The organism is Profundibacter amoris, from assembly GCF_003544895.1.
GTDB classification, from domain to species: domain Bacteria; phylum Pseudomonadota; class Alphaproteobacteria; order Rhodobacterales; family Rhodobacteraceae; genus Profundibacter; species Profundibacter amoris.
In genome coordinates this window covers 1,230,867-1,252,657 of sequence record NZ_CP032125.1, presented here as the reverse complement: position 1 = coordinate 1,252,657, position 21,791 = coordinate 1,230,867, and the positions used below count along the sequence as shown (strand labels likewise).

Sequence of the window (21,791 nt, the reverse complement as noted above, 5' to 3'; positions counted from 1 at the left end):
GCCGTAAACATGTGCATATTCAGCGCAATACATTTTAACGGAGAGTATTCATGCCAAACCTGACAGCCGAACAAGAGGCCCTGCGCGCCTCGATCAAAAAATCCGCGATCATCTGGGGGGTTGTGCTGGGGGTCATCATAGCTGGCCTTGCCTATTGGTTGCTGGGCAGCCAGGGCAGCGGCATCCGCAGTGGCGGGGCGGCGCTGGCGGGTTTGGTGTCGGCGGGTATGATCACCCGCAAGAACCTGTCCTCGGGCGCTGCGGGGGCGAAATGCGCCAACTGTGGCGCGGCCTTCAGTGTGGCGCGTGTTGACCGGCAAGAGGTTCTGGTAAACACCACCCCCAAGGAAGAACGCAAGGTTCTGGATAACGGCGACACCGAAATCACAACATGGGTTGAAGAAGTCTATGACGTTGACGACACCTACAAGTGTTCCAGTTGCGGCGATACCACCCACAAAACCTATCAAACCACCCGCCGCAAGGACGAGGAAACCGTGGTGAAATCCGCCGGCAAAAAGGGGGCTGATGCAGGCAAAGGCAACAGCCATGACAAGGGGAAGTCAGCAGGCAAGAACTAGAGCGCATCCAGTCTATTCACAATCATGTATTCACACAGCACCCCGAGGCAGCGTTTGCACAAGCAAATGCGTTCGGGGTGCTGTGTGAATACAATTTGACTGGATTTGCTCTAGCCCGATTTCACCAAGGTCCGGTGCAATGTGGTTTTCATTGCCTCGATATACTGGCGGGTGGGCCACCCACATTCGCTGGTCAACTGCTCCCATGTTTGGAACGACAGGATCGTCGACAGCAGATCAACCGCCGCAGAATCAGTCCAGCCATCAGCCAGTTTGCCTTCGGATTTTAGCGCCGCAATGATGTCGGCACAGCCGGCGCGGTGGCAGGACATGCATTCGTCCCACGCCATTTCTGCGGCGTCGTCACTCTCGCGTACTGAAAACAGCGCTCCTGCCAACCCGTGGATTTCCGGCAGGTAATTGCCCCAGACTTCGATATAGGCATCCAGCATGTCAACAGCAGAGCGCGCGCTGCTTATTGCCTTAAGACGGTCATCCAATCCATTGATTTCATCTACATATTTTGTTGTCGCACTTAGCAGGTCAATCCGGCTGTCGAAATGCAGATACACCGCCTGACGCGACACGCCAGCGGCTTTGGCGATGTCGCTCATCCGCACACCCAGGCCACGGCGGTCCTCCATCAGTTGCCGGGTTGCTTGCAGGATTTTGGTGCGGGTATCGGGTGTGTGACTTGACATGGTGTAAAGTTCTACCTAGCCATAGGGCACCCGTCAATTGACACAGCGTAAAGCAACCGCACAGGAATATCGGAAAGCCCATGCCCCACCCTCGCAACATCCTGATTGCCTATGCCAGCCGACTGGGCAGCACCGCCGAAGTGGCGCAAACCATTGCGGATGAAATTGGCGCGGTGGCCCGTTGGATCGGGGATATCGACAATCTGGCGGGCTATGACGCCGTGATCATCGGCAGCGCCATCCGCTATGACAAATGGCTGCCCGAGGCGACCGATTTCGTCAAAACCCATTACAGCACCTTGCAAACGATGCCCGTGGCAATCTTCCTGACCTGCCTGACGCTGTCACACAAATCCCCCAAGGCATTGCAACAGGCCACCCGTTATGCCGACAGCATCGCAACCACCCTGCCCCACGTCCACACCGCCGGTATCGGCCAATTCGCGGGCGTGCTGGACTACAGCAAAATGCCGCGTCGCGCCCGCCTTCTGGCCCGCCTTGTCTTTGCCTTTCTGCGCGTTCCCGAAGGGGATTACCGCGATTGGCAAGCGATACGGGCATGGGCCAAAACCACCCTCCCCCGAATTGAACAAAGGAAATCCTCATGAAACTTGTTATTTTCGGCGCCACCGGCCACGTTGGCCAGCATCTTGTCGCACAGGCGCTGGAACAGGGCCATCAGGTGACGGCCTTTACCCGCAGTCCTGAAAAACTGAGACAAACACATAAAAACCTGCGCCTTTTCCAAGGCGATGTTCTGAATGGAACACAAGTTACAGCGGCAATAACGGGTCATGATGCTGTGCTTGTCGCCCTTGGTATGCCGCTGAGAAACAAGGAGCAACTGCGGGCCAAAGGCACCGGAATTATCGTTAAGGCGATGCAACAAACCGGGGTCAATCGCCTGATCTGTCTATCCGGCATGGGGGCAAATGACAGCCACGCGATGTTGCCCGCACTCTACAAATACCTGTTGGTCCCCTTGCTCATGCGTCACCTTTATCGCGATCACGAATTGCAGGAAAACATCGTCACCGCCAGCGGTCTGGACTGGACCATTACTCGCCCTGCGGCCTTTGACGTCAAAGGGGATCACACCGGCGAATACTGGCACGGGTTCGACCCGCGTGGGCGCAAGCTAAAGGCCAAAATCTCGACCGCGGATGTGGCCGATTTCATGCTGCGGCAGATCGACAATGGCACCTACCTGCACAAGGCGCCTTGCCTGTCATATTAGCCATGATCAACGGAGGCTGCGTTCACGCGACGGTAAACTGCCCCATCATCCCCAAATCCTCGTGCTCCAGAATGTGGCAGTGGAACATGAACGGCTGATTGGCGTCCGCCTTGCGGTTGACCTGCACCAGCAGTTCGGCGGTGCCGTCCACCAGCACCACATCCTTTAGCCCCGTGGAGGCATAATCCACCTTGCGCCCGTTCCTCGACAGCACCTGAAACGAGGTTCCGTGCACATGGAACGGATGCGCCATCATGTCGGCGCTCACCTCCCATATCTCGGCCTCGCCCAGCCGCAGTTCCTGATTGATCACCGCCATATCCATGGAGTCCCCGTTGATCGCCATCGAGCCACCGCCGCGCATCATGCCCATTCCCATGCCCATGTTCAGGGCAAAACGGCGACGGCGCACCGGCTCGCCAAATACAGGGGTCGGCGCACCGGCCAGCGTTTTGGCCAACGTCGTCACAGCCGCGGTTCGGCTGTTATCAATGGCAAAGGACATCACCTCGAACAGCCCACCATCGGCCACCGCTTTGGGCGAGGCACCGCGCATCATCCCGCCCATCATGCCACCGCCCATCATCCCCATATTGCTATCAGGGGCCGATAGCAGGCGGGTGGCACCGGCGCTGAAATCCACTACAATTTCAACCCGCTCGGCAGGGGCCAGTGTCAGGGCGTTCATCGCAACCGGCATCGGCAGCAGGCCGCCATCGCTGGCCACCTGATAGAACCTGCGCCCGTCCTCGAACCCGAAATGATAGATCCGCGCATTTGATCCGTTCAGGATCCGCAGGCGCACCATTCCGGCAGGCACGCTGGCCTTTGGCCGGATCGCGCCGTTCACCAGAATCTCGCTGCCGCGATAGCCCATCATCCGCGTTGGTCCCTGCGGCGCATAGAGCATCTGCCCACCACGATCGAAAACACGATCCTGCACCACCAGCGGGATATCATCCACACCATAGGTCTGCGGCAACCCGCTGTCGGGTGCATCTGGATCGTCAATAATCAGCATGCCCGCCAGCCCGTAATATACCTGAATACCGGTGCGTTGATGTATATGCGAGTGATACCAAAGGGTTGCGGCAGGTTGATCAATATCCAAAGCCGCCTCGAGCACCCCGCCGGTATCGACCGGGCTGTGCGGTCCGCCGTCCTGCGCGCCGTCAATATGCATCCCGTGCCAATGCACCGTCACCGGTTCCTTGATCCGGTTGCCAAGGTTCAACCGCGCCGTTTCCCCGCGGTTCATGCGGATCACAGGGCCAAGAAACCCCTGCCCGTATCCGACAGTGACACTTTCAGCCCCTTCCAGAATTTTAGTGCGGGCCGCCATCGCATCCAGTGTCGGCGCGCCACCCCCGCCGCGCAGATCCAGAACGTCGGGGATCGGCAAATCCCGTCCACCCGTGGCCGCAATCGCGCGCCCGATCAGGGCCGGAGTAGCAAAGGTTGCTGTCGCCGTGCCGATGAACTGTCGTCTGGATAATGTCATAGTATCGCCTTTGCATTGTCTTTTCAGGCATCCGGCCTGCACATAGAATATAACCTGCAAGACGATGAGTACAGGTGCGCGGGCCTCACATCTAGGTCAAGATTGTATCCCTGTGTATCAGCGCAGATAGAACCGCGCCAGCAATCCGAAATGATCCGACCCCAGTTGCGGGCGGCGTTCTGTTTCGGCGGGGCGGGAATTCCTGTTCACCAGCACATGATCAATCGGCAGCGTATACAGCCCGTCAAACAGCGGGAATGTGTATTTCGGCGCGCCGATCCGGCGGGTTTTGGTGGCCGAAGTGATGGCCTGCATCGTATGCGACCAGGGCACCATATTGAAATCGCCCCCCAGCACCACCGGCCCCTCCAGCGCCTTCAGGGCTGTTTCCAGCCCTCGCACCTGTGCCGCTTGCCCATGCGGATACGGCCAATGCAGATGCAGCGCCACCACCCAGACCGGCCCCTCCGGCGTCTCCACCTGCATTGCCACCATGCCCTGCCCTTGCAGGCAAACGTCGCTGCCCGCCACTTTGGGCCAGCGCGAGGCCACCGCCACCCCGCCGACATTCATGAACGGGCAAAAGGCCTGTGCGGGGTAGTCCGGTTTCAGCGCGGCCAACAGGGCAAGGTTTTCCCTGTCCACCTCCTCCAGCGTCACAAAATCCGGCGCCTGCTGCAATATGTCTGCCGCCAATGGACCCGTGTCCGGCATCCGGAACGACATGTTTTTTTGATAAAGCGCATAGGGCGTATCCAGCGCCGCCGAAAACGTGAACCTTGGCGCCAATACCGTGTAAGCCGACCACAGCACCAACCCTGCCCCCAACACGGCCAACAACAGGCGTCGTTGCAACACCAGCACCAACACCGCCACAGCCCCGACAATGGCCAGACCCCCGCGAAACACCGCCAGTGAATCCCCCAGCGGGTGCAGTGCCCCAAAATGGCTGGCCCCCAGAACAAACAGGCAGATCAGGGCGCAGATCAAGGCAAGGAAACGCAGGAACATACAGGGCTTTCACAAAATGACACTCGGCCCGTTCTTAGGCAGCCCGACGCTGTTGGTCAACGCCCTCACAATCTGTGCGAAAAACATCACTGTGGCGTGACCCGCTGTCACACACCTTGCACATCCGGCCCCGCCACCCCATCCTTGATTGAAACACGAACAGACCAAGGGACAGTCCCCATGCAAAGCGAAAAAATCACCTTCACCGGCCACAATGGGCATAGGCTTGCGGCCCGTCTGGACATGCCCAAGGGGCCGCATCTGGGCACCGCCCTTTTTGCCCATTGTTTCACCTGTTCCAAAGACATCCCCGCCGCACGCCGCATCGCCGGCCGGCTGGCCGCGATGGGGATCGCTGTGCTCAGGTTCGATTTCACCGGTCTGGGCCATTCGGAAGGTGAATTCGAGAACACCTCGTTTTCCTCGAACATTGATGATCTGGTGCTGGCCGCCGACTATCTGGCGAAACGCGATATGCCGGTCAGCATGCTGATCGGCCATTCGCTGGGCGGGGCGGCGGTGCTGATGGCCGCCGGCAGGATCGACAGTGTAAAAGCCGTTGTCACCATCGGCGCGCCGTTTGATCCCGAACATGTCACCCATAATTTCAAAGGCGCGATTTCCGAGATTTGCGCCGAGGGCATGGCCGATGTCTGCCTTGGCGGCCGCCCCTTCAAAATCGCCCGTGAATTCATCGAGGATATTTCGAAATCCGAACTGGCACCGGCGATCGCGGGCCTGAATCGCGCCCTGCTGGTGCTGCACGCCCCGCGCGACACCGTGGTCAGCATCGACAATGCCGCCGAAATCTTTATGGCCGCAAAACACCCCAAAAGCTTTGTCACGCTGGATGATGCCGACCACCTGATCACCCGCGCAACCGATGCCGAATACGCCGCCGGTGTGATCGCCGCATGGGCCAGCCGCTATCTGGACTTAACACCCCCCGCCCCGCCCATCGGCGCGCCCGAAGGCGTGGTGCGCGTACGCGAGGCCGATCCGGACGGCTATCTGCAAGACATCACCTCCGGCCCCTACCACCACGCCTTGGCGGACGAGCCGATCGCCTATGGCGGCACCAACCGCGGCATGTCGCCTTACGGCTTTTTGTCGGCCGGCCTTGGCGCTTGCACCAGCATGACCATCCGCATGTATGCCCGCCGCAAGAAATGGCCGCTGGAACGCGTCTGGGTCGATGTCACCCACGACAAGGTGCACGCACAGGACGCTATAGCGGGGCAAAAGGCGCAAAAGATCGACTGTTTCAAACGGGAAATCCACATCAGCGGGGATCTGGATGACGCCCAACGCAAACGCCTGCTGGAGATTGCGGACAAATGTCCAGTGCACAAAACATTGCTGCATTCGTCACGGATTGAAACCACGCTGGCGGAGTGACAACATGCCGTTGTAGGCCCCGCATCAAGTGCGGGGCAGCACCACATTCCCCTGCCAACTTGTAAAAACCGCAACACCGGTTACCGCAGCAACCCCGCAGGCCCGCATGTTCAGCACGCTTACCGATAAACAAAGGGCCACAGCCACCGGCACCCTGATCCTGCTGGCCTATTCCATGCTGACCTACACCATCACCGGCAGCAAACCTTTGGGCGTGATCACCGACATCGCCAGCGGTCTGGCGGTGATCGGCATCCCGCTGCTGATGTGGCCGATCTTTCGCCCGCACAAAGCCCTGAACATCGCCTATATGGCCGCCCGTTTTGCCGAGGGAGTCCTGATGATCATCGGCGGCATCTTCATCCTGTCGCCCGCGCTGGAGCCTTACCGCAACGGCATTTACGAGCACATCCACATCTATTTCTTCATCACCGGGGCGCTGTTCTTCTACGCCCTGCTTTACCGCACCCGTGCTGTGCCGCGATTTATCTCCGTGTGGGGAGGCCTCGCTACCCTCGCCCTGCTGCTGGTCACGATGATCAAACTGTTCGGGGTGCAATATGCCCCACTGGACGCGCTGGTGATCCCGCTGGTGTTGAACGAGGTCTTTCTGGCTGTGTGGTTGATGGTGAAGGGGTTTTCGGAGACTGTATAAAATCGCCCGATTGGGATACGAAACGCTGCGCACGTTATGATTGATTTGCTCAATATCTAGTGATAGCATAATTCTATTCTAAATAGATGTAGTGACAGGAGGGCCTATGGATAGCGGTGCGAAAATACGAATCAAGGTTGGGTCGATGGAGGTTGAGTATGAAGGTGAACCTTCGTTTCTGAAAGACGGGCTGGAAAGCTTGTTGTCGAAAATGGCTGATCTGTCAACACAGGTTCTGCCCGAGCTGGAAACCACAAGTGATGCCACGAATGGGTCTATCTCGTCCGCCCCATCGAATGGGTTTGATTTCTCGACAAGCACCATTGCCGCGCATCTTGGTGCAAATTCGACAACCGAATTGGCTATTTGTGCGCTAGCAAAATTGGAACTAGTGGATGGAAATGCGGGTGTTAAACAGGGTGATATTTCCAAGGAAATGAGAACCGCAACTACCTACTATAAAAAGAGCATGAGCAGTAACTTGGGAAGTAGCTTGCGAACTCTGATTAAGAACAATCGTGTGAACCACGGAGCAAGTGATACTTATTCCTTGAGCGCAACCGAGAAAACTAGGCTTGAGGGTAGTATTGCTAACATCGGATGATCTGAAAGACTGGCTTCAAAAAGACCTGACGCGGCTGGACAAGCTGTTGCTGATACTGGCAACACAGGACAATCCGGTGGCCGTTGCCAAGATCAAAGAAATTGCCGCAGCCGCAGGTTTTCGGGCTGCCGAGAAATGGAATATTTCATCCATTCTCTCCGCTAGCAAAGGCAAAGCCATCAAAACCAGCGGCTGGGAAATCACCAATGCAGGAAAGTTGCACTTGCGCAACCTTGGTGTTTCCAAAATCAGCCCTGCTGCAATGCAGGTCGCGGTAGACCTGCGCGCGCATCTGGACAAGATCAGCGACGACGAAACTCGTAGCTTTGTGGAAGAGGCGATAAAATGCCATGAGGCGGAATTGTATCGCTCGGCCATTGTCATGTCGTGGCTCGGCGCGATGGATGTGTTGCACAAATATGTTTGTGCTAACCGACTGGCTAATTTCAACACAGAAGCCACCCGCATCATGGGCAGGAAATGGAAAGTCGCCGTAACGTCGGATGATCTGGGCAAGATGGGCGAAAGTGATTTTCTCAACCGGATCGAGGGGTTATCTATTATTGGGAAAAATGTGAAAGCCCAGTTGAAAGCTGCACTCGATTTACGAAACGGCTGTGGCCACCCGAACTCTTTGAAAGTCAGCGCAAACAAATCCGCCGCACATATAGAAACGCTATTGGAGAATGTTTTTCAGAAGTTTTGATCTGTGCAAATAATAGCATCGCGATTAGCGGGTATTTTCACGCAGCCTATCATACCTCACCCCCCGAACACCCCGTTCAGAAATGCCACCACTTCCCCCGTCAGCCGCTGATGAAACGCCACACGGTCAAATCCCTCGGGGTCTTGGGCCGGTATAAACCCGGGTGTAACCAGCGCCTCCGGGAACGGTGAGAGGAACGACAAATGTCCGGCGTTTTCAACGTGGTGGACGGTGACCTTGCCCTTGTCCGGCACCTGATCCAGTATCCGTTCCACATTGTTGAACGGGGTCAGACTGTCGTGTTCGGCGTGGTAGGCCAGGATCGGCACGGTGACCTCGGCCAATGACCCGTCAGGCGTGAACCATCCCGTTGCGGGGGCCATCAGGATCAGGGCCTTGATGCGCTTATCCGCGATGACAGGCACGCGGCGACCCGTGATGCTCCATGGCCTGCCGCCCGCCACCGCCAGCCCCGTATAGCCGCCCATCGAGTGGCCCAGCACGGCGGCCTTGTCTGTCTGCACCGCGCCTGCCAGAATGTCGTTATCCGCCAGCGCGTTCAGGCACAGGGTGATATGACGCGGGCGCAGCTCCAGATTGCGGGTTTTGCCTTCGAGGAAATTGTCGTCGGTGTTGTTGCCGAAATGCTCGGGGCAAAGCACCACATAGCCGGCCTCGGCCAAGGCTTGCGCCAGTGTCAGATAGACCAGCCGGTGACCGCCTGACCCATGCGAGATCACCACCACCGGATAAGGCCCCTGCCCTGCGGGCGCGTTCAGGCCGGCGGTGACGCTGAAGGGGCCGATTTCATAGGGCCCGTGCACATCTGCTGCCGGATACATGATGAACACCGGAAAGCCGATGTTGGCCTGATCGTCCCAGACGCGGATATGTTGGCAACCGACATGTTTCATGGTATTTCCTTATACTTGCCTCCGTATACATCGCCATTTGCCACCCGTCATTTTGCCAAAATGACAGCGCCCGACCTCCCCACGGAGGGCGCTTTGCAACAGTGCGCCCGATTGATATGTCAACGGTTTCCCACAACCGTTTAACCAGCACAACCCAAAGCGATACGCGCCCTCCAGGTCGGGCGCTGCCATTTTGGCGCGCAGAGTGTCACCAATAACGAAAAAGGGCGCAGCCATCAGCCACGCCCCTGATTGGTTGATTCAAAAGATCTTAGCCGCGGGCGCGGCCGACCAGTTTCCAGAGCGCCGGCAGCAGAACCGCCGCAAGGGCCAGCTTCACCGCGTCGCCCATCAGGAACGGTGTCAGGCCCCATGCCAGGATCGGCTTGTCAAAGCCATACAGAACGCCCAGCCACAGCAAACCCGGCACATAGATCAGCGCATTGCCGATCAGCATGGCACCGGCCATTTTCACCGGCGAGCGGTCCCAGCCGCGTGCCGCCAGAAGACCCAGCGCCACCGTGGCCAGCACAAAGCCCAGCAGATAGCCGCCCGTGCTGCCCATCATATATTCCAGACCGTTCAGATCGGCGGTGGATTTGGCGAATACGTCAAAGCCCAGCATACCGACCAGCATATAGCCGATGATCGTCACCAGCCCCAGACGTGCGCCGTATGCCGCCCCGATGGTCAGCACTGCGAATGTGCCCATCGACATCGGAACCGGCAGCATCGGCACCATAATCTTGGCCGAAACCGCCAATGCGGCGATTCCCGAAACCACCAGTGCGGCCTGTTTGGCACGCAGGGCTGCGCCCTCGTTTGCGCCGAAAACCTGTGCCAGAACCCGATTTGTTGCCGTTGCCGCCATGTCGTCATCTCCTGTTGATAAAACTTAGCGCCTTTTTGCCCCAGCGCGCGCGCATAGGCAAGGTAAAGATTGCCAGCCGCCGCCCTGCCCCTTATGAGAGGCCCCATCTAGCACCCAACATATAGGCCTTACGAAATGATCCCCCGTTATTCCCGCCCCGATATGGTTGCCATCTGGTCCCCCGAAACGAAATTCCGCATCTGGTACGAGATCGAGGCCCACGCCTGCGACGCACAGGCCGCTTTGGGCGTGATCCCCAAGGAAAACGCCGAGGCCGTCTGGAAAGCCAAGGACGTGCCGTTTGATGTCGCCCGCATTGACGAAATCGAGGCGGTGACCAAACACGATGTGATCGCATTCCTGACCCATCTGGCGGAAATCATCGGCAATGACGAAGCCCGCTTTGTGCATCAGGGCATGACATCCTCGGACGTGCTGGACACTTGTTTTAACGTGCAACTGGTGCGGGCCAGCGATATTCTGATCAAGGATATGCAAGACCTGCTGGCCGCCCTGAAACGCCGTGCGTTTGAACATAAGGACACAGTGCGCATCGGGCGCAGCCACGGTATCCATGCCGAACCCACCACCATGGGCCTGACCTTCGCCCGTTTCTACGCGGAAATGGACCGTAACCTGAACCGGTTGAAAAAGGCCCGCAAGGAAGTGGCCACAGGCGCAGTTTCCGGCGCGGTCGGCACCTTCGCCAATATCGATCCGGCGGTCGAGGAACACGTCTGCAAGGCAATGGGACTGGAGGTCGAGCCGATCTCGACCCAAGTGATCCCGCGCGACCGTCACGCCGCATTCTTTGCCGCGCTTGGCGTGGTTGGCAGCAGCATCGAAAACATTGCCACCGAAATCCGCCACATGCAGCGCACCGAGGTTCTGGAGGCCGAGGAGTTCTTTTCCAAGGGTCAAAAAGGCTCAAGCGCAATGCCGCACAAACGCAACCCAGTTCTGTCGGAAAACCTGACCGGTCTGGCCCGTCTGGTGCGCATGGCCGTGGTGCCGGCGATGGAAAACGTGGCCCTTTGGCACGAACGCGACATCTCGCACAGCTCGGTCGAGCGCAACATCGGGCCGGACACCACCATCACACTGGATTTCGCGCTGGCCCGTCTGACGGGGCTGGTGGACAAGCTGGTAATCTATCCCGACAACATGCTGGCCAATATGAACAAATTCCGTGGTCTGGTGATGAGCCAGCGGGTTTTGCTGGCCTTAACGCAAGCAGGTGTTTCGCGCGAGGATGCTTACAAGCTGGTTCAGCGCAACGCGATGAAGGTCTGGGAGGAAGGCAAGGATTTCAAAACCGAACTGCTGGCCGATGCGGATGTTCTGGCGGCGCTGAGTGCCGAGGAGATCGAGGAAAAATTCGACATCGGCTATCACACCAAACATGTGGATACGATCTTTAAACGGGTGTTTGGCGAAAGCTGACAGGTCGATACAGCCAGGCAAACTGTAGCAAACCTTTGGTGGCGGGACCCTTTCCGCCACCAGATCATCCTTGAACTTTCGACGCGACCCTGTTCAATTCCCCCAAAAAGGAGATTTGAGTTGGGTAAATTCTTGAAAATATCACTCCGCATTCTGGTGGTTCTGATCATCATCCTTGCGGCCGTCGGGTTTTGGCAACGCGAGAAGATCATGCGCCTGCTGGCGGTCAACAGCCTGTTTTCAGAAGAAAAGATCGTCAACAATTTCAGCCATATGGACAGCATGTTCCTGACCACCCCGCTGGACATTGGCGATGGCGCGGCTTCGGAATTGCCAATCGGCAACCCTGCCCCCGCGGTTGAGGGGCTGGATGACTGGATCAAGGAACGCAGCGTCACCGCGCTGGTGGTTCTGAAAGACGGGGAAATCGTCACCGAACAGTATTATCAGGGCACCGGTCAGGATGATCTGCGCATTTCATGGTCGGTCGCCAAAAGCTATCTGGCGGATTTGCTGGGCATTCTGGTGGCCGAGGGCAAGATCGGCTCGCTTGACGAACAGGTGGTGAAATACGCCCCGCACCTGAAAGGGTCTGCCTATGAAGGGGCAACCATTCGCAATGTTCTGAACATGGCCAGCGGGGTGAAATTCAACGAGGACTATCTGGATTTCAATTCCGACATCAACAAAATGGGCCGCGTGGTTGCGCTGGGTGGCACGCTAGACGATTTCGCCGCCGGCATCAAAGAACGGGAAAACCAGCCGGGAACGGTTTGGCAATATGTATCAATCGATACACATGTGATCGGCATGGTTATTCGGGGCGCCACAGGACGCTCAATACCCGATCTGCTAAGCGAGAAAATTCTGCTGCCGCTGGGCCTTGAAAAGACGCCCTATTATATAACCGACGGTTCGGGTGTGGCGTTTGTTCTGGGCGGGCTGAACATGACGACCCGCGACTATGCGCGCTTTGGTCTTATGAATATGAATGGCGGGAAATGGAACGGAAAGCAGATCGTGCCGCAAGACTGGATAGAGGCCTCGACCATTCCCTCCGCACCGACTGCCAAGGGGCATATCGGTTACGGCTATCAATGGTGGATACCAACAGGCGCGCCCAAAGGCGAATATATGGCGCGCGGAGTTTACGGGCAGTATATCTATATCAACACCGATCTGGGGGTTGTCATCGCCACCAATGCAGCGGACCGGAAATTCCGCGAAGACGGGGTTGCCGACCAGAATATCGCAATGTTCCGCAAGATTGCCGCTGCACTTTGATGGTTTTCAGCGCCGGTAAGCGCGCAGGTAATGGCGTTCAAACATCCGTTTGGCCCAGTGGAAAATCTTCATTGGCGGCAGGAATATGGTGCGTTTTTCATTACGGAACACCAGAATACCGCTGTCCAGCGTATCGACGATGCAGATCAGTTCCGCCTTGAAATCATGGCCCGGTTCACGGCCGTTGATTTCATCGATGATATTCCTCACCGCCGCCTCGGCCTGCAAATCCGCCTGATGCGCCTGTTTGGCCAACCATTCCGGCCCCGGATAGGATCCGGTATCGCCAACCACATATGTGCCCCTCAGCCCATGCACCCGGCATTTTCGGTCGGCCTGAATAAACCCGCCCTCGGATCGTGGCAGATCGGTATTGTCCAGCCACAACGGCCCTGTCATCCCCGTCATCATCAGGATCAGATCGGCGGGGATTTCCTCGCGCTCGGTCACCACTTTGTCGGCTTCCATGCGGATCGGTTTTGCGCCCAGATGGGTTTCGATCCCGCGCTTGGCCATCAGTTTCAACAAGCCGCCAACGGCCTTGCCGCCCAGCCGGTTGCCCGGTTGTTCGGAACCATTGAAAAATACCAGCTTGAACTTGTCCCGCCGCCCCTGACGGCGCAGCATGGTGTCCATGCCGAACAGGAATTCGAACATCGGCCCGCCGCGCACGGCCTTGGGTTCTTTCGGGTTGGTGCCGAAACCAAAGGCAATCGTGCCCCCCTCCATCGCGTTGATCCGGTCATGGATTTGCTGCCCCATTGACGCCCCTTCACACGGGATAATCGCATGTTCCACCAGACCGGGCAGTTTCTTGATAAAGCGGCTGCCGGTGGCGATGATCAGGTAATCGTTGCGGATCTCGCCGGTATCGGTTTCCACCAGCCGCCCACCTTCTTTCACATTGACCACCGATCCCTGATGCCAGACCACATTTTTCTCGGCAAAGAATTTTTCCAGATTTACGTCGATATCAGAGGCATTGCGCATCCCCGACGGCATCCAGATCAGGCTGGGCAGATAGGTCAGGTGGTTGCTGGGCGAAACCACGGTAATCTGGGCCTCGATCTTCGACTTGCGGATTTCGCGCACAGCCGTCAACGCGCCAAATCCGCTTCCTAATATTACAATATGGGTCATTTGGAGCCTTACCGGTAAAGTGGTGACAATAAATTCCTCCCCTTTGCTAGCATGGAAACTGCAAATTGGGGAATCCGTGCTTTATATATTTGCCAGCGGGCCGAAGGAATGCGACAAATCCGACCGTTTCAGGCAGGTATTCCGGGGTCTGCTTGCATACCGCCAGAACACACCATCAGGAAATGCAATTCTGACTGCCCCCGTAAGGAGAACCTTAACCCGATTCTGCCAAGTTGGCGTAAACCGGACCGGAGAACCGCAACGTGAATACAGCCCTGTCGCCCCTGCCTGACCTGCCCATGCCCGATACCGGCGCAATGCCCCCGCCTATGTCGCCCCCGCCCCCCGCGATCAGCCGTCAGCAAAAGGCGGCAATCATCGTGCGTCTGCTATTGTCCGAAGGCGCCGAACTGTCCCTGACCGATCTGCCCGAGGAAATGCAGCAGGATCTGACCATGCAGATGGGCAGCATGCGCAGTGTCACCCGCGAAACAGTGACGTCTGTGGTCGAGGAGTTTATCAACGAACTGGAAAGCATCGGGCTGTCATTCGCCGGTGGCCTTGAGGGGGCGCTGAACGCGCTGAATGACTCGATCAATCCGCAACTGGCCGAACGCCTTCGCCGTGAAGGCGGCGTCAAACGCACGGGCGATCCGTGGGAACGGATCATGGGGCTGGAGGTGGATCGCCTGTTGCCTGTGCTGGAACAGGAAAGCACCGAAGTGGCCGCTGTGATGCTGTCAAAACTAAGTGTTTCCAAGGCCGCCGAACTGCTGGGCCTGTTGCCCGGCCCGCAGGCACGGCGGATCACTTATGCCATGTCCCTGACCAGCGCAGTAACACCGGCGGCGGTACAACGCATCGGACAGGCGCTGGCCAGCCAGTTGGACAGCGTGCCCCCCAAGGCCTTTGATGACGGGCCGGTCGAACGCGTTGGGGCCATTCTGAACTTCTCGCCCGCAATAACCCGCGATGATGTGCTTGAAGGCCTTGAAGAGGAAGACAAGGAATTTGCCATTCAAGTGCGCAAGGCGATCTTTACCTTTGCCAATATTCCGGCGCGGATTGACCCGCGGGATGTGCCAAAGATCACCCGTGGCGTGGATCAGGCGGTTCTGGTTACGGCTTTGGCAGCGGCCGAGGCAGGCGGGCTGGAAGAGTCCAGCGAATTCATCCTTCAGAACATCTCGAAACGCATGGCCGAAGGTTTGCGCGAAGAAATGAAGGAACTGGGCCAGGTCAAAGACTCCGATGGCGAAGAAGCGATGAGCGCGGTTGTTGCCGAAATCCGCGAACTGGAGGCCGCGGGCGAAGTATTCTTTGTGGTTGGCGACGACGAATAATAATTTCGATTGATATGCGCCAACGCAGGGGGCTTGCCATAACCCGGAACGCGCCCTAGCCTGCCACAATGGATAAAACAGGACGCCGCTGGCACGATATGGGCGGACAGGCCGCAGGTGCGGTTCTGCCCGAGGATCACGACTATGCCCTTTGGGAAAAGCGCGTGGATGCGTTGATGGTGCTGTGTTCCTCCAAGGGATATTTCACTGTCGACGGCCTGCGCCGCGCGATCGAGGATATGGGCGAAGAGGCCTTTGAAACCATGTCCTACTATGAACGCTGGGTCGCCGCGGTGAGCCAGAACATGATCGAAGCCGGCGCCTATTCCCTGGCAGAACTGGGCGAGCGGATGGAAAGGGTCAAGGCGCGTGGCGATACTTATGGCGAGGCCGCAGATGGGCAATGACCCCGTAAAACTGCCGATTTTGCGCGCAGCAGACATCGCGGCCCAGCCATTTGACTATCGCCATCCATTGGTGGACGAGGCCAAACCGCGGATGTTTGCCCTGTCACGCATGGCTGGATTAAACAGTACTGGCGTTTCCCTTATCCATCTTGCACAAGGCCTGTGTTCCTTTCCCGCCCATCGACACCACAACGAAGAGGAATGGATTTATATCCTGTCGGGCCACGGCACTTTGGCGCTGGATGGCGTTGACCACGCTATAAGCGCTGGCGATTTTGCGGCCTTCCCGCCACGGGGCGCAGCGCACAAGCTGACAAATACCGGAGACGAGATTTTAATCTATCTGACAGGCGGTGATAACCTGCCATCCGAAATCGTCGATTTTCCCGAATTGAACAAGCGGTTGGTGCGATCCGGCCATGACTATTCCGCGATGGAAATCGCCCCGCTGGATGCCTTTGCTTCTTATGATGCAATGGCCCTCATGAAAGACCCGCAAAATGGCTGAGCATGTCCGCGTCAAATCCATGATGCCGCCGGGCCATGTGCGCACGCCTTGCTATTTGCGCGGCAAATCCGGCACCATCGAACGCAGGCTGGGCGAATTTGCCAATCCCGAACGTGCCGCATATCGGCTGGAAAAGGAAATGCAACCACTTGTCCGTGTCCGGTTCACCATGGTGGAAATCTGGGGCAAGAATGCAGAAAACCCCGATGACACGCTGGATGCGGAAATCTATGCGCATTGGCTGGAAAAGGTAGACTGACCCATGCCCCATGACCACCATGATGACGATTTTCACCACAGCGGCATGAGCCCGTCGGGCCACCCATACCGCGAAGATGATGATCGCCCCCTAACCTATTGGCAAACCATGGAAATCGCCATGCGGGAATTGCTGGTGGAAAAAGGTGTTCTGACGCCGGAAGAAATTGCCCGCCAGATCGACGAAATGGATTCGCGCGAACCCGCCAACGGTGCCGCTGTTGTGGCACGGGCCTGGACCGACCCTGATTTCAAGGCCCGTTTGCTGAAGGACGCCTCGGACGCCAGCCGCGAAATGGGCTTTGACATCGGCCCGCTGCGCCTGATTGCAATCGAGAACACCGCCGACACCCACAACATCATCGTCTGCACCCTGTGTTCCTGCTACCCGCGCAACCTGCTGGGACTACCGCCGGACTGGTATAAATCCCGCGCCTATCGTTCGCGGGTGGTCAAGGAACCGCGCAAGGTATTGGCGGAATTCGGCGTCACCCTGCCGGAGAACACCACCGTCAGGGTGCATGATTCCACTGCCGACATGCGTTATATCGTGCTGCCGCGACGTCCAGACGGAACAGATGGCTGGAGCGCCGATAAACTGGCCGAACTGGTGACACGCGACAGTATGATTGGCGTCGGCCTTGCTAAATCCCCGGTCTAACCCCCGCGCTTGTTATCCGGTGAACGGGCATTTATGACTTGGCCAAAATAAGCAAACCACCAAAGGCCCAAATGGCAGAAAAAGGCAAATCCCGTAGCGATTACATCGTCAACCTGCTGATCCGCGGGATGTTCCGGTTGGTGATGCTGTTTCCCTACCGTATCCGTGTGCCGTTGATCGGCTGGATCATGGCGCGGATTGTGGCCCCCTTGGCGGGCTATACCAAACGTATCCGCGGCAATCTGGCGTATGTTTGCCCCGAGTTGGACAAATCCGAAGTGGAGCGCCTGTGCTTTGAGGTGCCCGACAACGCCGGCCGCACCTTGATCGAGATCTATTCAGGCAAGGAATTCATCGACCGCGTGCGTGACATCCCGCTTGGCGGTGACGGGGCGCAGGCGCTGGAGCAAGCCCATCAAGAAAGCCGCCCCGTTATTCTGGTCACCGGCCATTTTGGCAATTACGACGTGCCCCGCGCGGCCCTGATTGCGCGGGGGTATCGGGTGGGCGCGATATACATGCCGATGAAAAACGTCTTTTTCAACAAACATTATGAAGCCGCAATTTCGACAATCGGCACCCCGCTGTTCCCGCGTGGCCGCAAAGGGTTGGGGCAGATGCTGAAATTCCTGCGCTCGGGCGGGATGACCGGATTTCTGGTGGATCAGCATATGGCCCACGGTGCCCCGCTGACCTATTTCGGCAAGGTTGCCCCCACCGCCCTGTCGGCGGCGGAAATGGCGTTGAAATATGATGCCTTGCTGGTGCCGATCTATGGTATCCGCGCCGAAAACGGGCTGGATTTCACCATTCAGGTGGATGCCCCCATTGCGCACACGGATGCCGAAACCATGACGCAAGCCCTAAATGACAGTCTGGAAGATCTGGTGCGCAAACATATGGGGCAATGGTTCTGGATTCACCGGCGCTGGAAACCCGAACGTCAGCGCACCCGCGCTGCGGCCAATACCGGCCCATGAGACGCCCGCTGAATGATGATCACGCAATCATCGTCACCGGTAATTTTCGCCGAAATTGACAGCGGACTGCGCCCGTTCCATTCCTTCAGAACTTCCCATTCGGTGACCACATTGGAATAGGACAAATCGCGCCCGGCGTTTTCACCGCGCTTGATACGCACCGTCTGCCCGTCCTTGAACCGCACCAACTGCACCACCATCCGGCCCAACCCCTCTTGCAAAGGTTCAGCCATGATTTCAAGCCGGTTCCCTTTGCGGGTCACGCTTAGTTTCACGGGGTCAGGGGTTTTGCTATGGGCCTTGATCAGGCGGGAAACCTCGCCGGGTTTGGTGCCGACAACATGGTCCTGCCCTGCGATTACCATTTGCGGCGTGTAAACCATCCGCTTGCCGGCCGCGCGGGCATAGGCATGTTGGCGATCGGTGAACTTCGGGCTGGCAAAGATGTCTTTCCAGCCGATGTAATCCCAGTAATCCACATGCAGCGACAGGGCGATCACATCATCGCGCTTGGCCAGTTTTCCCAGAAACTCGTCAGCAGGCGGGCAACTTGAACAGCCTTGCGACGTGTATAGTTCCACCACAACAGGGCTGGACTGTGCCGTGGCGAATCCCGCCAGTGCCATCCACACCCCTGTCAAAATCACCAGATATTTGCGCATTTTTCGCCTTTCTTGCCCGCATCCAGTCTCCATTTAAGACGCCCCCTGATCAATAGCCAATCAAGGTTTTGCGAGGTTCCTTGCAAAATTCGTAACATCCGCGTCACAAGTTTTTGTGTGCAATGGTATACAAATTGCTGTCTTCCCCCTTGAACGACTCTGCCGGATGCGTCAAAAGCGCAGGTGAAAGGGGCTTATGCCCTGCCCTTACCCCAACAAACGGAGTCCCGCCATGACCATCACCGTCGGCCAAGACAGCGCCAAGACCCGCAAAACCCTAACCGTTGGCAAGCAAAGCGTGGATTACTATTCCATCCCCGCCGCCCAAGCCGCCGGTCTGGGGGATTTCTCGCGCCTGCCCGCATCGCTAAAGGTGGTGCTGGAAAACATGCTGCGGTTTGAAGATGGCAAAACGGTAACGGTTGATGACATCAAGGCCTTTGCCAAATGGGCCACCAACGGTGGTAATAACCCGCGCGAGATCGCCTACCGCCCTGCCCGCGTGTTGATGCAGGATTTCACCGGCGTGCCTGCCGTAGTCGATCTGGCCGCGATGCGTGACGGGATTATCGGCCTTGGCGGGGACCCAGAAAAGATCAACCCGCTGAACCCCGTTGATCTGGTGATTGACCATTCGGTGATGATCGACGAATTCGGCAATCCGCGTGCCTTCCAGTTTAATGTCGAGCGTGAATATGAACGCAATATCGAACGCTATACTTTCCTGAAGTGGGGCCAGAACGCCTTTAACAACTTTCGCGTTGTGCCGCCGGGAACCGGTATCTGCCATCAGGTGAACCTTGAATACCTGTCGCAAACCGTCTGGACCGACAAGGACCAGAACGGCCATGAAGTGGCCTATCCCGACACATTGGTCGGCACCGACAGCCACACCACCATGGTCAACGGTCTGGCGGTTCTGGGCTGGGGCGTTGGCGGGATCGAGGCCGAAGCGGCAATGCTGGGTCAGCCGATTTCCATGCTGATCCCCGAGGTTGTAGGGTTTGAGCTGACCGGTGAAATGGCCGAGGGCATGACCGGCACCGATCTGGTGCTGAAAATCGTTGCCATGCTGCGCGAAAAGGGCGTGGTTGGCAAATTCGTTGAATTCTATGGCGCCGGTCTGGACCATCTGCCACTGGCCGATCGGGCCACCATCGCCAATATGGCACCGGAATACGGCGCCACCTGTGGCTTTTTCCCTGTGGACGACGAAACCCTGCGTTACCTGCGGGTTTCGGGCCGTGACGAGGACCGCATCGCGCTGGTCGAGGCCTATGCCAGGGAAAACGGCTTCTGGCGCGGCGCCGATTACGCGCCGATCTACACCGACACCCTGTCGCTGGACATCAGCACCGTTGTGCCCGCCATTTCCGGCCCCAAGCGTCCGCAGGATTACATCGCGCTGGATCAGGCCAAAACGGCGTTTGAACAGCAAATGAAAGACGTCTTCAAACGCCCGATGCACAAGGAAGTGCCGGTCTCTGGCGAAGATTACACGATGGAGAGCGGCAAGGTTGTGATCGCCTCGATCACGTCGTGCACCAACACATCCAACCCCTATGTGATGATCGGCGCGGGTCTGGTGGCCCGCAAGGCCGCTGAACTGGGTATGAACCGCAAACCGTGGGTCAAAACCTCGCTTGCGCCGGGATCGCAAGTGGTCAGCGAATATCTGGAAGCGGCCGGTCTGCAAAAGGATCTGGATGCGATTGGCTTTAACCTTGTCGGCTATGGCTGCACCACCTGTATCGGCAATTCCGGCCCGATCCAGAAGGAAATTTCGGCAGCAATTGCCGAAGGCGATCTGGTGGCCACATCGGTTCTGTCGGGCAACCGCAACTTTGAGGGGCGCATCAGCCCCGATGTGCGCGCCAACTATCTGGCCAGCCCGCCGCTGGTGGTGGCCTATGCGCTGGCCGGCACGATGGATATCGACATTGTCAATGACCCGATCGGGCAGGACAAGGACGGCAACGACGTCTATCTGAAAGACATCTGGCCCAGCAGCAAGGAAGTGTCCGAACTGGTCGAAAAAACCGTCACCCGCGAGGCGTTCCAGTCTAAATACGCCGATGTATTTGCAGGCGATGAAAAATGGCAGGCGGTGCAGACACCGGACAGCCTGACCTACGACTGGCCGCCGACCTCGACCTACATCCAGAACCCGCCCTATTTCCAGAACATGCCAAAAGAGCCGGGCACAATCAGCGATGTTGAAGGTGCCAAGGTTCTGGCCATTCTGGGCGATATGGTCACCACCGACCACATCTCGCCTGCCGGTTCTTTCACCCCCGAAACCCCTGCGGGCCAGTATCTGATCGACCGTCAGGTGGCGCAGCGCGATTTCAATTCCTATGGCTCGCGCCGTGGCAACCACGAGGTGATGATGCGCGGCACCTTTGCCAATATCCGCATCAAAAACGAAATGCTGGACGGGGTCGAAGGCGGCTATACGCTGGGACCGGATGGCAAGCAGATGCCGATCTTTGACGCCGCGATGGCCTATAAAGAGGCCGGCATCCCGCTGGTGGTGATTGCCGGTCAGCAATACGGGGCCGGTTCCAGCCGCGACTGGGCCGCCAAGGGCACCGCCCTGCTGGGGGTAAAGGCAGTGATTGCCGAAAGCTACGAGCGGATCCACCGTTCCAACCTTGTCGGCATGGGTGTCATTCCGTTCGAATTCACGGGTGGCGACAACCGCAAGTCGCTGGGCCTGAAGGGCGATGAAACCGTTTCGATCCACGGGCTTGAGGGTGATTTGAAACCGCTGTCCGATGTGCCTGCGACCATCACATATGGTGACGGATCGACCAAGGACATCACCCTGAAATGCCGTATCGATACCGAGATCGAGATCGAATACATCGAACATGGCGGTGTGCTGCATTATGTGTTGCGCGATCTGGCGAAAAGCTGATCACGG

At 57.7% G+C, this 21,791-nt stretch carries 23 protein-coding genes; 16 read left to right on the top strand and 7 right to left on the bottom strand.

Features of this window, described 5'->3' with window-relative positions; translation table 11 throughout:
• Window positions 1-50 precede the first annotated feature (50 nt).
• The gene (locus BAR1_RS06255; RefSeq protein ID WP_118942228.1) at window positions 51-581 is read left to right on the top strand and encodes a hypothetical protein; all 531 of its coding nucleotides are present in this window, start codon (window positions 51-53) and stop codon (window positions 579-581) included.
• Between the two features lie 110 nt (window positions 582-691).
• Here the strand turns inward: BAR1_RS06255 and BAR1_RS06250 are convergent, their stop codons facing one another.
• Window positions 692-1,282, bottom strand: a complete 591-nt coding sequence (locus tag BAR1_RS06250; protein ID WP_118942227.1) for a TetR/AcrR family transcriptional regulator — start codon at window positions 1,280-1,282, stop codon at window positions 692-694.
• Between the two features lie 80 nt (window positions 1,283-1,362).
• Here BAR1_RS06250 and BAR1_RS06245 point away from each other — a divergent pair, with 80 nt between their 5' ends.
• Both BAR1_RS06245 and BAR1_RS06240 read left to right on the top strand, forming a co-directional pair.
• A complete protein-coding gene (locus tag BAR1_RS06245) occupies window positions 1,363-1,890 on the top strand; it encodes a flavodoxin domain-containing protein (protein ID WP_118942226.1) in 528 nt (175 codons plus the stop codon).
• Entirely contained in the window at window positions 1,887-2,519 is a 633-nt protein-coding gene (locus BAR1_RS06240) for an NAD(P)-dependent oxidoreductase (protein WP_118942225.1), read from the top strand. Before BAR1_RS06245 ends, BAR1_RS06240 begins: the two co-directional genes overlap by 4 nt.
• Before the next feature lie 22 nt (window positions 2,520-2,541).
• On the opposite strand, the gene BAR1_RS06235 is transcribed toward BAR1_RS06240, so the two are convergent.
• A complete protein-coding gene (locus tag BAR1_RS06235; protein ID WP_118942224.1) occupies window positions 2,542-4,020 on the bottom strand; it encodes a multicopper oxidase family protein in 1,479 nt (492 codons plus the stop codon).
• Between the two features lie 117 nt (window positions 4,021-4,137).
• The gene (locus tag BAR1_RS06230; protein ID WP_118942223.1) at window positions 4,138-5,031 is read right to left on the bottom strand and encodes an endonuclease/exonuclease/phosphatase family protein; all 894 of its coding nucleotides are present in this window, start codon (window positions 5,029-5,031) and stop codon (window positions 4,138-4,140) included.
• A gap of 180 nt (window positions 5,032-5,211) precedes the next feature.
• Between BAR1_RS06230 and BAR1_RS06225 the strand changes: the two genes are divergently transcribed.
• The 4 genes from BAR1_RS06225 to BAR1_RS06210 all read left to right on the top strand — a co-directional run bounded on the left by BAR1_RS06225 (window position 5,212) and on the right by BAR1_RS06210 (window position 8,394).
• The gene (locus BAR1_RS06225) at window positions 5,212-6,429 is read left to right on the top strand and encodes a bifunctional alpha/beta hydrolase/OsmC family protein (RefSeq protein WP_118942222.1); all 1,218 of its coding nucleotides are present in this window, start codon (window positions 5,212-5,214) and stop codon (window positions 6,427-6,429) included.
• Window positions 6,430-6,535: 106 nt separating this feature from the next.
• Complete coding sequence (locus BAR1_RS06220) at window positions 6,536-7,084, top strand: DUF4386 family protein (protein WP_162891680.1); 549 nt, start codon at window positions 6,536-6,538, stop codon at window positions 7,082-7,084.
• 106 nt (window positions 7,085-7,190) lie between these two features.
• Entirely contained in the window at window positions 7,191-7,688 is a 498-nt protein-coding gene (locus tag BAR1_RS06215) for a hypothetical protein (RefSeq protein WP_118942220.1), read from the top strand.
• A 46-nt stretch (window positions 7,689-7,734) separates the two neighbouring features.
• Window positions 7,735-8,394, top strand: coding sequence for a hypothetical protein (locus BAR1_RS06210; RefSeq protein ID WP_228408766.1), 660 nt, complete (start codon window positions 7,735-7,737; stop codon window positions 8,392-8,394).
• A gap of 56 nt (window positions 8,395-8,450) precedes the next feature.
• Here the strand turns inward: BAR1_RS06210 and BAR1_RS06205 are convergent, their stop codons facing one another.
• Both BAR1_RS06205 and BAR1_RS06195 read right to left on the bottom strand, forming a co-directional pair.
• Entirely contained in the window at window positions 8,451-9,308 is an 858-nt protein-coding gene (locus BAR1_RS06205; protein ID WP_118942219.1) for an alpha/beta hydrolase family protein, read from the bottom strand.
• Window positions 9,309-9,579: 271 nt separating this feature from the next.
• Window positions 9,580-10,179 (bottom strand): biotin transporter BioY, encoded by a 600-nt coding sequence (locus BAR1_RS06195; RefSeq protein WP_118942217.1) that lies wholly within the window; start codon window positions 10,177-10,179, stop codon window positions 9,580-9,582.
• Window positions 10,180-10,314: 135 nt separating this feature from the next.
• Between BAR1_RS06195 and purB the strand changes: the two genes are divergently transcribed.
• Complete coding sequence (gene purB / locus BAR1_RS06190) at window positions 10,315-11,622, top strand: adenylosuccinate lyase (protein ID WP_118942216.1); 1,308 nt, start codon at window positions 10,315-10,317, stop codon at window positions 11,620-11,622.
• A 120-nt stretch (window positions 11,623-11,742) separates the two neighbouring features.
• Window positions 11,743-12,906 (top strand): serine hydrolase domain-containing protein, encoded by a 1,164-nt coding sequence (locus BAR1_RS06185; protein WP_228408765.1) that lies wholly within the window; start codon window positions 11,743-11,745, stop codon window positions 12,904-12,906.
• 6 nt (window positions 12,907-12,912) lie between these two features.
• Here the strand turns inward: BAR1_RS06185 and BAR1_RS06180 are convergent, their stop codons facing one another.
• Window positions 12,913-14,046, bottom strand: coding sequence for an NAD(P)/FAD-dependent oxidoreductase (locus BAR1_RS06180; protein WP_118942215.1), 1,134 nt, complete (start codon window positions 14,044-14,046; stop codon window positions 12,913-12,915).
• Window positions 14,047-14,309: 263 nt separating this feature from the next.
• On the opposite strand from BAR1_RS06180, the gene BAR1_RS06175 reads away from it, so the two are divergent.
• From BAR1_RS06175 to BAR1_RS06150, 6 genes are all read left to right on the top strand, one after another.
• Window positions 14,310-15,389 (top strand): flagellar motor switch protein FliG, encoded by a 1,080-nt coding sequence (locus tag BAR1_RS06175; RefSeq protein ID WP_323368590.1) that lies wholly within the window; start codon window positions 14,310-14,312, stop codon window positions 15,387-15,389.
• A 68-nt stretch (window positions 15,390-15,457) separates the two neighbouring features.
• The gene (locus BAR1_RS06170; RefSeq protein ID WP_228408764.1) at window positions 15,458-15,796 is read left to right on the top strand and encodes an SH3-like domain-containing protein; all 339 of its coding nucleotides are present in this window, start codon (window positions 15,458-15,460) and stop codon (window positions 15,794-15,796) included.
• The gene (locus BAR1_RS06165) at window positions 15,771-16,304 is read left to right on the top strand and encodes a cupin domain-containing protein (protein WP_118942213.1); all 534 of its coding nucleotides are present in this window, start codon (window positions 15,771-15,773) and stop codon (window positions 16,302-16,304) included. The genes BAR1_RS06170 and BAR1_RS06165 overlap by 26 nt, the downstream gene beginning before the upstream one ends.
• Window positions 16,297-16,563 (top strand): SH3-like domain-containing protein, encoded by a 267-nt coding sequence (locus BAR1_RS06160; protein ID WP_118942212.1) that lies wholly within the window; start codon window positions 16,297-16,299, stop codon window positions 16,561-16,563. The genes BAR1_RS06165 and BAR1_RS06160 overlap by 8 nt, the downstream gene beginning before the upstream one ends.
• Window positions 16,564-16,566: 3 nt before the next feature.
• Window positions 16,567-17,223, top strand: a complete 657-nt coding sequence (gene nthA, locus BAR1_RS06155; protein WP_118942211.1) for a nitrile hydratase subunit alpha — start codon at window positions 16,567-16,569, stop codon at window positions 17,221-17,223.
• 71 nt (window positions 17,224-17,294) lie between these two features.
• Window positions 17,295-18,203: a lysophospholipid acyltransferase family protein gene (locus tag BAR1_RS06150; protein WP_118942210.1), complete on the top strand. Its 909-nt coding sequence runs from the start codon at window positions 17,295-17,297 to the stop codon at window positions 18,201-18,203.
• Here BAR1_RS06150 and BAR1_RS06145 read toward each other — a convergent pair.
• The gene (locus tag BAR1_RS06145; RefSeq protein ID WP_118942209.1) at window positions 18,167-18,865 is read right to left on the bottom strand and encodes a DUF1223 domain-containing protein; all 699 of its coding nucleotides are present in this window, start codon (window positions 18,863-18,865) and stop codon (window positions 18,167-18,169) included. The two genes, BAR1_RS06150 and BAR1_RS06145, sit on opposite strands and share 37 nt — an antisense overlap.
• A gap of 232 nt (window positions 18,866-19,097) precedes the next feature.
• Here BAR1_RS06145 and acnA point away from each other — a divergent pair, with 232 nt between their 5' ends.
• On the top strand, window positions 19,098-21,785 hold the full coding sequence (acnA, locus tag BAR1_RS06140) for an aconitate hydratase AcnA (RefSeq protein WP_118942208.1): 2,688 nt from the start codon (window positions 19,098-19,100) through the stop codon (window positions 21,783-21,785).
• Window positions 21,786-21,791: the final 6 nt, after the last annotated feature.